A 9,906-nucleotide genomic window follows, 5' to 3' on the forward strand; every position below is an offset into this window, starting at 1 on the left:
TCACGGCCGGGTCTCACGGTTGCCGCCGCCCACGTCCGCGGGCGGCCAGGGCGCGTACATGGACAGCGGTGGTGCCTTGCCGTGGACGACGAGCCGGTGGCGTACGGCCATGACGACGACCGACGCGAGCAGGATCACGGCCCCGCCGAAGCGCAGGATCGCGTCGTAGGCGTCCTCGGCCGGCCGCTGCGGGGTCATCGCGGTGATCGTGGCCGCCGCACCGGCGAGGGCGATGGCGCCAAGGGTGACCAGGAAGGTCAGCAGGACGCCGGACGCCTCACCCGCCCTCGCGGGCGGCACGACCTGCTGGGTGGCGACGCTGGAGAAGGTCCAGCCGAGACCGAGGCCGAGCCCGCACCAGGCGAAGACCGGCACGTAGAGCCACCAGGCCGTGACATGGCTGAGCGCGATCATTCCCGTACCGGCGATCCCTCCTGCGAGGGCCATCACCGCGGTGGGCCGCATCCGCGTTGCCAGCCGCGCCCCCAGCGGCCCGGACAGGGCCACGAGCAGGGCGGGAGCCAGGAACACGATGCCCGCCATCAGCGGGGACAGACCGCGTACGCCCTGGAGATAGAGCGTCGCCACGAAGACGGTCACGCCGTAGCCCATGTTGGCGACGGAGCCCATGTCGGTCACCAGGACGTACGGGACGTTGCGGAACGGGCGCAGATCGACCAGCGGATGACTGGCCAGCCGCTCCCGCACCAGGAACAGCCAGCCCATCAGCACCGCAACGCCGAAGAGCGTGAGCGCGCGGGCGTGGTCCCAGCCCCAGGCGCTGCCGCGTTCCACGGCCAGTGTGAGGGCGGCCAGCGAGCACACGAGGGTGAAGCAGGCGGTCAGATCGAGCTGGCGGGGCGCGGAGGTGTCGCGTGAGTCGGGGACGTACGCGATCGCGACGAGCAGGGCCAGCGTGCTGAGCGGGGCGAGCAGCCAGAAGATCCAGCGCCAGCCGGGCCCTTCGGTGAAGCCGCCGCCCACGAACGGGCCCAGCGCGGTTCCGATGTTGGCGACTCCGAACGCCGCGCCCAGCGCGCGGGCCCGGGTCTCGTCCGGGAAGGCATTGCTGATCACGGCGACCGACACCGGGAAGACGAAGCCCGCGCCGACGCCCTGAACGATCCGGGCGCCCACCAGCTGCCACAGTCCCGGCGCGAGCGCACACCCCACAGAACCGGCCGCGAACAGCGCGAGACCGACGAGCAGGGTGCCCCGGCGGCCGAAGACGTCTCCCAGCCTTCCGCCCACGATGAAGAAGCAGCCGACGGCGAGCATGTACGTGGAGAGGGTCCACTGGGCGGCCGAGGCCGTGACATCGAGCTCTTCCGCGATTCCCGGGATGGCCAGGTTGAGGGCGAAGAAGTCGACCTGAATGCAGAACAGTGCGACCGCGACGGCGATGAAGGCCCCCGTCCGCGCGGCCGATGACGACTCTGCGCGCATGGGCACGTTCCTCTCGGGCGACGCTGTCGCAACGTCGCGAGTGGGGTCGGGCGTCGCCCTTGTCCCTCGTGCCATTGTCGGCTCGCGGCCGCAGGTCCGCAGCCCGGCCGCCCGTCCCCTGCCCCTGCACCGGTCCATACCCGGGCCGCCGTTCCGTACGCGGCGGAGGACGGGCCGGATCGCGGGGGAGACCGGGCCGGGGCCACCATGGCAGGGAGTGCACGAACCCGGCCAGCCGCGTCAGCGGACGCCGCACCCCTGCGGAACGTGGGAGGTCGCATGTCTTCCGAGCGCGCTGCCCCGCTGATCTGGGACACGATCGAGCGGTACTTCGCTCTGCTCCAGGCCCATGTCCCGGCGGAGCGGATGCGGGAGGAAATCCTCACCGACGACTTCCGTACGGGCCTCGTCAACGGGCTGATGTGGGAGGGCGAGCAGGGACTGCGGGACTTTCTCGAAGCCCGCGCCGAGTTCTTCGACGAATCCCATGTCGTGGAGCAGTTGTCCCGGCCCGAGCGGCTGCCCAGCGGAAACTGGCGCGCCCACACCCGGCTGGAGTTCTTCCTCAGGCTGCGGCTCGAAGGATCGCCCGTGAGCGACACTTTCACCGGAAAGGCCTTCCACGTCTGGGAGTTCGCCCCCTCGCGCACGCTCGTCGACCCACCGGGTGACGAGCCGTCGGACGGTGTATCGGACAGCGGCTGGCGCGTCGCGTCGCAACTCGTCGAAGGCTTCGCCGCCCTCGACGAGAACGCCCGGCGGCTGTTCTCGCAGCCGTCCGCCGGTCTGAACCTCGACGACCCCTGAGAGCGGGAGGCCGACTACAGTGCACACCCTGCTGCCGGTCCTCTTCGCCATCTGCGCGGCACTCAGCAACGCGGTCGCCACCGTGCTCCAGCGCAAGGCGGTCCTCAGCGTGCCCCGCTCCGAGGGCCTGCGTGCGGGGCTGATGCTCGATCTGCTGAAGCGCCCCGTCTGGCTCGCCGGAATCCTCGCCGTCGTCGCTGCCGCCGTCTGCCAGGCGGTGGCCCTGGCGACCGGGCCGCTGACGATCGTTCAGCCGCTGTTCGTCCTCGAACTGCCGCTCACCCTGATCGTCGCCTCACTCGTGATGCACCGGCATCTCCCGCGCGCCGGCTGGGTGGCCGTGGCCGGTGTGGTGGCGGGTCTGGGCGTCGCCCTCGCCGCCGCGTCCCCCACGGGCAACCTCACACACGTACCGCTGGACCGCTGGATTCCCGCGCTCGCGGCGTGCGCGGGAGCGGTCGTCGTGCTCGTGCTGGTGGCGATCCGGCGGCCCGAGGGCCGGGCCCGCGCCGCCTGTTTCGGCGCGGCGACCGCGATCAGCTACGCGGTGACCGCGGCGCTGATGAAGGCGGCGGTGCACATCCTGGACGACGACGGGGTCGTGGCGTTCTTCACCGCCTGGCAGACGTACACCTTCGCGGCGGTCGGCGCTGGAGCGCTCTTCCTGCTGGAGAACGCGATGCAGGCGGGCCCGCTCGTCGCCTCCCAGCCCGCGCTCACCCTCGGCGACGCGACGGTGAGTCTGGCCCTGGGCATCATCGTCTACGAGGAACACGTGCGATCCGGCTGGTGGCTGCTGCCGCAAATGATCGGCGTGGCCATGATCGCCACAGGTGTTTTCGCGCTCTCGCGGATCCCGCTGACCCAGTCGGTGGTCGCCCCCGGCGAGCCACTGCGAGCCGCGGACGCGCCGTGACCGCCCGCATCTCATGGGTGCGACAGAGCCCATTGCGCTTGTGCCGGTCCCGGGACGGGCAGATTCTGGAGGCAATGAACCGGGCTGGTGGTGCGCCGTGAGCGCATGGGGCGCGGCGAATGGTGCCGACTTCCGTGGTCCGCTCGACGTCACCAGGGCGGCCACGGCGGTTCTTGATGCCCAGGACACGGTCATCGGGTGGAGCCGCACAGCCGAGGAACTCTTCGGCTATCCGCAGGACGAGATGATCGGGAAGCCCCTGGACACGTTCCTGGCGCCCCGGCAGTCCTCCGGTCTCGCCCGGGCCCAGGAGTCCACGGTCCTGGGTACGCCGTTGAGCGGAAGCGAGATCCGGGTCGCCCGGCACCGGGACGGCCGCTCGCTGCTCGTCGCGACCGCGGTGAGCTCGCTGCCCGGCACTGGCACGGCGGCCCGTGTCCTCGTCGCGACGGAGCTGGAGCGTCTGCGGCTGTGGGAGTCCCGGCTTGCCCTGCTGCAGGGGCTGGCCACCCAGTCGCCCGTCGGCCTGGCCATCTATGACACCGAACTGCGTCTGACGTGGTGCAACGCCGCGTACGAACAGGAGATCGGGCTGCCGTTCGCCGAGTTCCGCGGTCTGCGGGCCGATGAGCTGTACTCTGAGGGCCGCTTTGTGACCGAGGGTTACCCCCACACTCTCGACGCGGTCATGAACTACGTACTCGATACCGGAGAACCGATCCTCGACCTGCACTTCCGCGGCCGGCCGCCCAGCGATCCGGGAATCGACCACCTCTGGTCGTGCTCCTACTACCGGCTGCAGGACGCGGACGGGCATGTCTTCGGGGTGTGCGAGGACGCGTTCGACATCACCGATCGCTACGAGGCGCAGAGGCGGCTGGCACTCCTCGTCGAGGCCGGGCGTGGAATCGGCACGGTCCTGGACGTGATCGTCACCGCGGAGGAGGTCACCGAGGTCGCGGTCCCGGAATTCGCCGACGCCGTGACGGTCGACCTCGCCGAGGGTGTGCTGGAGGGCGAGTCGCTGGGCGCCGGCCGCCCGGCAGCGGGTGCTCTCGTGCGGGTCGCTTCGCGATCGGCCCAGACGAACGGGTGGTGGGAGGCGGGCGAGCAGGGGAAGCCGAATGAGCCTTTTCCCGTCGACTATCCGCCGGGATCGCCCCAGCTCCGCAGTCTCTCCTCGGGCGGACTCGTGCTCGCGGACGACACCTTGGTCGTGCCCCTGCGGGCCGGGGGCAGCACGCTGGGACTGGTCACTTTCCGGCGCGCACCGTCGGCCACCTTCGACAAGGGCGAGATAGCACTCGCCGACGAGCTGGCGGCCCGTACGGCAGTGTCCATCGACAACGCGCGACGCTTCGCCCGCGAACGTTCGGCCTCACTCGCCCTTCAGCGCCAACTGCTGCCGCGCAACCTGCCGGAGCAGACTGCGGTCGACATGGCCTACCGCTATCTGCCCACGGACGATGTGACGGGGGTGGGCGGCGACTGGTTCGACGTCATCCCGCTGTCCGGAACCCGGGTCGGGCTCGTCGTGGGAGATGTGGTCGGCCACGGCCTTCAGGCGGCGGCCACCATGGGCCGGTTGCGCACGACCGTACGCGCGCTCGCCCAACTGGACCTGTCCCCGGACGAGTTGCTGAAACGACTCGACGATCTGGTGGGCCAGTCGGCCGAGGAACAGGCGCAGGCGGTGGGACCGCCCACCGAGCCCCACGAGGACGACGCCATCGGGGCGACCTGTCTCTACGCCGTCTACGATCCGGTCTCGCGTCGCTGCACCATGGCCCGGGCGGGGCACCTGCCACCGGCGATCGTGGACCCCGAGGGACGGTTGTCCTTCCCCGACCTCCCGGCCGGGCCGCCGCTGGGTCTCGGCGGCCTGCCGTTCGAGTCCATGGAGATCGAGCTGCCGGTGGGAAGCCTGATGGCGCTGTTCACCGACGGCCTGGTCGAAGCCCGTGACCGTGACGTCGATCAGGGTCTCGACATCCTGGGGCGGGTGCTCACCGGCGGAGGCGGGTCCCTGGAAGAGCTGTGCGACCGCGCTCTGTCGGAGCTCCTGCCGGGCGGCACGACGGCCGACGACACGGCACTGCTGCTCGTACGCACCCGGGAACTCGGCGCCGGACAGGTCGTCGACTGGGAACTGCCCGCCGAGCCCGTCGCGGTGAGCCATGCCCGGGAACTTGCCACCGGACAGCTTCACGAATGGGGCCTGGAGGAGCTGTCGTTCTCGACCGAGCTCGTCGTGAGCGAGCTGGTCACCAACGCGATCCGGCACGCCGAGGGGCCGTTGCACCTGCGCCTCATCCGTGACCGCACGCTCCTGTGCGAGGTCGCGGACGCCGGCCACACCTCACCGCATCTGCGGCACAGCGAGGAGGACGACGAGGGCGGGCGTGGTCTGTTCATCGTCGCGCAACTGGTGCACCGATGGGGTACGCGCTACACGCAGTCCGGGAAGACCATCTGGACGGAACAGGCGTTCCCCTCGGAGGAATGATGGTCCGTACAGTGCCCGCGGTGGGGCGCCTCGTGCGTCCCGGTCAGGCGACGGACGTGGGCAGGGCGACGCCGGTCAGTCCCTCGGCCTCGGCCCACAGGCGCGCATTGATGGTGGTGTCGAGGGCCCGCCGGGTCACACGTGCGGTGGCGGTGGGGCCGACCAGGCCGAATCGTCCGCCCGGGCCGTAGTAGCCGCCGGCGACGGCGTCGGGGCTGGTCGCGGCGTACAGGAGCGGTTCGGCGCCCTGCTCGACACCCTGGGAGGGCAGGAAGTCGAGCCCGTTGAGCAGTGAGCGCTTCGGCTTGTCGCGTCCGAGGCTCGCCCCTGCCGTCTGGAGGTTCGTGCGGGTGTAGCCGGGGTGGGCGCCGGTGCTCATCAGCTGCCAGCCGCGCTCGGCGGCGACCGCCGCCAGGTGCCGGGTCAGCATGAGGTCGGCGAGCTTGGACTGGGCGTAGGAGAGATTGGGGCTGTAGCGGCGGCGCTCCCACTGGAGGTCCTGGAAGTTGATCCGGCCGTAGTTGGCCGTGCCGCTGCTCATGGTGGCCACGCGCGGTGCCGGGGCGGCGAGGAGCGCGGGCAGGATCTGGACGGTGAGGGCGAAGGGGCCGAGGAAGTTGCTGCCCATCTGCAGCTCGAAGCCGTCGGACGTGGTCATGCGGGTCGGCGGTGCCATCACCCCGGCGTTGTTGACCAGCAGGTCGAGGGGTGTGCCGGCGGCGATGATCCCGTCGGCGAACTCCTTCACCGAGGCAAGGTCCGCCAGGTCGATCCGGCGCACCTCGAGCTGTGCGTACGGGTGCTGGGCCAGGATCTCGGCGCGGGCCTGTTCGCCCTTGGCAACCGTACGTACGGCCATCACGACGCGGGCGCCGGCGGCGGCGAGGCGACGGACGGTTTCCTTGCCGGTGCCGCTGTTGGCGCCGGTGACGACGGCGAACTTCCCGGTCTGGTCGGGGACGGCGTACATGATTGCTCCTTAGTAGTAGACCAGCGGTCTGTTGTGAAAAACGTTAGCAGACCGGTGGTCCGATAACAATAGACCGGGGGTCTGTAGTCTTGGGGCATGACTACGCCCTTCCAGCGCGCCCGCAGCGAGGAACAGCGCGCCGTGCGCCGACAAGCGATCCTGGGCACCGCGGCCGCGATGCTGGCCGAGATGCCCGTGGCACAGGTGAGCCTCAACGAACTGAGCCGCCGGGTCGGCCTGGCGAAGTCGAACGTCCTGCGCTATTTCGAGTCCCGCGAGGCCGTGCTGCTCGAACTGCTCGACACCGCGCTGCGGGAGTGGCTGGAGGACCTGGAGCGGGAACTCGCCGCCGCGGTCGACACCGGAGCGGCACCGTCGGAACGGGGCGACCAGGTGGCCGCCACGCTCGCGACCTCGCTGGCGGCCCGCCCGGTGCTGTGCGACCTGATCAGCGCCCAGGCCGCAGTGCTCGAACGCAACGTCTCCCCGCAGGTTGCCGCGGAGTACAAGCGCGCCGCCATCACGAACGTCGGCGAGCTGGCCCGGCTGGTGGGCACCCAGATGCCCGAACTCGGCGAGCACGACGCGATGCGGTTCGCCGGCGCCGCCGTCATGGTGACCGGCGCCATCTGGACGCACGCGCAGCCGTCGGCCGCGATGCTGGCCGCCTACGAGGCGGACCCCTCGCTGGCGTCCATGCGGCTCGACTTCACCTCAACGCTCCGTGAGGTGCTCGAAGTACTGCTCTCGGGACTACTGGCCCGCGTCTCGCGCTGAGGCGCGCAGCGCCCGGGCCTCAGTCCAGGTCGCGTGGCCCGTAGTGGGCGGCAGCGGCCCCGGTGGCCAGGGCCCAGTAACGGTCGCCGAACGACCAGTGCCACCACTCCGTGGGGTAGTTGACCAGGCCCGCGGCCGTCAGTGCGGCACCGAGGATGACCCGGTTGGCACGCGCGTCGTCACTGATATGGGCGGCACCGGTGTAACAGGCGCCGTCGCTCTCTTCCGGGCTCGCGTTCATCCTGGTGCCGAGATCCAGTTCACGGCCGTCGGCCTGCGCAAGCGTCAGGTCGACGGCCGCTCCGGCGCTGTGCGGGGCGATCTCGGGCGGCGACACATAGCGGCTCGCCGCCGAACGGACCTGCTCCTCGGGCCAGTCGGGATGGTCGGCTCGCAACTCGTCGGCGTACTCCTCGAAGTACCGGCGCTGCAGCGACAGCGGCCGGTAGCCCTCGACGAACAGCAGCCGCAGTCCCGGCGGAAGCAGTGTCTGCGCCTTGAGGAGGCGATCGAAGACACCCTCCCGCAGTTGGGCGAAGGCGCCCGCCGGATCCTCTTTGCGTGCATCGACCAGCAGGGAACCATCGCTGCGGACGTCCACCAGGCGCTCGCCGCACTCCTCGACAGACAGAGCCTCGATCTTCGGGTCCGACATCAAGATGATCTCACTCATGGCGCTCACCATAGGATCAAGGCCATGACCGTGTTCGATGATTCGGAGCGCCGGACCTGGGCGGGACGGGCCGAGGCGTACGAGGCCAGTTTCGCCAAGCTCTGCGCCTACCCGGTGCCGATGGTGCTCGATGCCGCGGACGTGCGGCCGGGGACCCGTCTGCTCGATGTCGGGACGGGCACCGGCGCCGTCGCCGAAGCTGCCTGTGAACGCGGTGCGAAGGTGACGGCCGTGGACGCCGAGCCGGGCATGGTCGCTCTGGCCGCGCAGGCCGCTCCGGGCGCGGATGTACGCGTGGCAGCGCTGCCTGACCTCCCCTTCGCCGACGCGGAGTTCGACGCCGTGGTGGGCAACTTCGTGCTCAACCATGTGGGACAGCCACGCGTGGCGCTGGCCGAGCTGCTCAGGGTGACGCGTCCGGGAGGGCGGATCGCGCTGACGATCTGGACAGCTCCCACCGCCGCCGGGCAGGCCCTGTTCGGGCGTGCCCTTCAGGCGGCGGGAGTCTCACGGCCCGCTCATCTGCCCGTTCTGGCCCCCGAGGACGACTTCGCACGGACAGTCCAGGGGCTGACCGGCCTGCTCGGTGAAGCGGGGTTCGCGGACCCTTCCTGCCGGACGCTCGCCTGGGACCACCTCGCAACCGCCGAGGAGTGGTGGAGCGGTCCGGCGACAGGGGTGGCGACGGTCGGGCAGGTGGTGGTGAGTCAGCCCGCCGAGGTCGTCGCGGAGATCAAGCGTCACTACGACTCGATCAGCACGGAGTTCGCCGGACCGGATGGGGTGCTGGCCTTGCCTCAACTCGCCTTGCTGGGCCGGGCGACTGCCAGGTCGGCGACGACCGCGGCGTGATCGGACGGCCAGACGCCGTCGACCGGGCCGTCACCCGCTCGGCGAATCGAGCGGACGCCGCCGATGCCACCGGGCCCGGGCGGCCCGATGTGGATGTAGTCGATCCGGACGCTCGGGCTGAACGTCGCCGCGACGAAGGGGTTTTCCGCATCCCACGTGGCCGACGGCGTCGCCGGGGCGGCGTACTCCCAGGCATCGAAGAGGACGTGGCCGGGGACGGCAGGGGCCGTCTTGTAGCCGCCGAGCAAGCGGATCTCGTCGGAGTCCGGCCACGCGTTGAAATCCCCGGTGACCACTGGTGGAAAGAGGGTGCCGCCGCGGTGCGCCGCGATGAATTCGACGAGCGCCGTGACCTGTTGGCAGCGCACGGCCGAGGCGTCAGTCGCGGAGGCCAAATGCGCGGTGAAGAACGGTACGGGGTGGGTGGGCGCGTCCAGCCGTGCGTACAGTGCCAGCCGGCCGTCGTCATTACGTTCGGGGGCGGGCAGCCGCAGCACCGCCCGGTCCAGAATCGGCCAGCGGCTCAGTACGGCGTTGCCGATGTCGACGGCCGGGTCCCCGAGTCGCTGCCGCCACCGCTCGGGCGCCTGGGAGGGTGCCCAGGTCCACTGCATGCCGAGTTCGTGCGCGAGCCACTGCGCCAGGTTCTCCCCGCCGGCGGCCCACACCTCCTGCAGACCGATCACATCGGGTTGCAGATCGCGCAGCACACTGAGGATCGCCTTCTGCCGCTGCTCCCAGGGCCCGAACCGCCACCACACGTTCCACGTCAGTACGCGCATCTGCCACCTCGCTCGAGTGTTAGAGCCCAAGTCTCGAGGCAGGCCTGCTGATCCAGGGGGTGTCCTTCGGATCTTGCCCCCTAGGCCCTGTCCGGCCGATCTTGCCGGGCTCGCGTGCCCTGGCACGGCACCTCGCTGCGTTGTCGTCAGTCGCCGACGCTCCGCGTCGGCTCCTTC

The 9,906-nt window shown here is 70.7% G+C and carries 9 protein-coding genes; 5 read left to right on the forward strand and 4 right to left on the reverse strand.

What is annotated here, in order from left to right; genetic code table 11:
• The gene (locus tag ABZS64_RS32070; protein ID WP_355837304.1) at positions 1–1,446 is read right to left on the reverse strand and encodes an MFS transporter; all 1,446 of its coding nucleotides are present in this window, start codon (positions 1,444–1,446) and stop codon (positions 1–3) included.
• Between the two features lie 279 nt (positions 1,447–1,725).
• Here ABZS64_RS32070 and ABZS64_RS32075 point away from each other — a divergent pair, with 279 nt between their 5' ends.
• The 3 genes from ABZS64_RS32075 (at position 1,726) to ABZS64_RS32085 (ending at position 5,675) form a co-directional block, all read left to right on the forward strand.
• Positions 1,726–2,253, forward strand: coding sequence for a hypothetical protein (locus tag ABZS64_RS32075; RefSeq protein WP_355837306.1), 528 nt, complete (start codon positions 1,726–1,728; stop codon positions 2,251–2,253).
• Positions 2,254–2,272: 19 nt separating this feature from the next.
• On the forward strand, positions 2,273–3,169 hold the full coding sequence (locus ABZS64_RS32080) for a DMT family transporter (RefSeq protein ID WP_355837308.1): 897 nt from the start codon (positions 2,273–2,275) through the stop codon (positions 3,167–3,169).
• 97 nt (positions 3,170–3,266) lie between these two features.
• A complete protein-coding gene (locus ABZS64_RS32085; RefSeq protein WP_355837310.1) occupies positions 3,267–5,675 on the forward strand; it encodes a SpoIIE family protein phosphatase in 2,409 nt (802 codons plus the stop codon).
• Positions 5,676–5,718: 43 nt separating this feature from the next.
• On the opposite strand, the gene ABZS64_RS32090 is transcribed toward ABZS64_RS32085, so the two are convergent.
• Entirely contained in the window at positions 5,719–6,645 is a 927-nt protein-coding gene (locus tag ABZS64_RS32090) for an SDR family oxidoreductase (protein ID WP_355837312.1), read from the reverse strand.
• Positions 6,646–6,741: 96 nt separating this feature from the next.
• Between ABZS64_RS32090 and ABZS64_RS32095 the strand changes: the two genes are divergently transcribed.
• Positions 6,742–7,422: a TetR family transcriptional regulator gene (locus tag ABZS64_RS32095; protein ID WP_355837314.1), complete on the forward strand. Its 681-nt coding sequence runs from the start codon at positions 6,742–6,744 to the stop codon at positions 7,420–7,422.
• Between the two features lie 19 nt (positions 7,423–7,441).
• Here ABZS64_RS32095 and ABZS64_RS32100 read toward each other — a convergent pair whose 3' ends face one another.
• The gene (locus ABZS64_RS32100) at positions 7,442–8,095 is read right to left on the reverse strand and encodes a M15 family metallopeptidase (RefSeq protein ID WP_355837316.1); all 654 of its coding nucleotides are present in this window, start codon (positions 8,093–8,095) and stop codon (positions 7,442–7,444) included.
• Positions 8,096–8,119: 24 nt separating this feature from the next.
• Between ABZS64_RS32100 and ABZS64_RS32105 the strand changes: the two genes are divergently transcribed.
• Complete coding sequence (locus tag ABZS64_RS32105; RefSeq protein WP_355837318.1) at positions 8,120–8,947, forward strand: class I SAM-dependent methyltransferase; 828 nt, start codon at positions 8,120–8,122, stop codon at positions 8,945–8,947.
• Here the strand turns inward: ABZS64_RS32105 and ABZS64_RS32110 are convergent.
• Entirely contained in the window at positions 8,893–9,729 is an 837-nt protein-coding gene (locus ABZS64_RS32110) for an endonuclease/exonuclease/phosphatase family protein (protein WP_355837320.1), read from the reverse strand. The genes ABZS64_RS32105 and ABZS64_RS32110 overlap by 55 nt on opposite strands.
• Positions 9,730–9,906 lie beyond the last annotated feature (177 nt).

The organism is Streptomyces sp. NPDC005408 (assembly GCF_040606445.1).
GTDB lineage: Bacteria > Actinomycetota > Actinomycetes > Streptomycetales > Streptomycetaceae > Streptomyces.

Excerpts from the sequence above, each read along its gene's own strand:
- ABZS64_RS32070 (WP_355837304.1), bottom strand. The coding sequence starts at position 1,446 with ATGCGCGCAGAGTCGTCATCGGCCGCGCGGACGGGGGCCTTCATCGCC.
- ABZS64_RS32075 (WP_355837306.1), top strand. The coding sequence starts at position 1,726 with ATGTCTTCCGAGCGCGCTGCCCCGCTGATCTGGGACACGATCGAGCGG.
- ABZS64_RS32090 (WP_355837312.1), bottom strand. The coding sequence starts at position 6,645 with ATGTACGCCGTCCCCGACCAGACCGGGAAGTTCGCCGTCGTCACCGGC.
- ABZS64_RS32095 (WP_355837314.1), top strand. The coding sequence starts at position 6,742 with ATGACTACGCCCTTCCAGCGCGCCCGCAGCGAGGAACAGCGCGCCGTG.
- ABZS64_RS32100 (WP_355837316.1), bottom strand. The coding sequence starts at position 8,095 with ATGAGTGAGATCATCTTGATGTCGGACCCGAAGATCGAGGCTCTGTCT.
- ABZS64_RS32105 (WP_355837318.1), top strand. The coding sequence starts at position 8,120 with ATGACCGTGTTCGATGATTCGGAGCGCCGGACCTGGGCGGGACGGGCC.
- ABZS64_RS32110 (WP_355837320.1), bottom strand. The coding sequence starts at position 9,729 with ATGCGCGTACTGACGTGGAACGTGTGGTGGCGGTTCGGGCCCTGGGAG.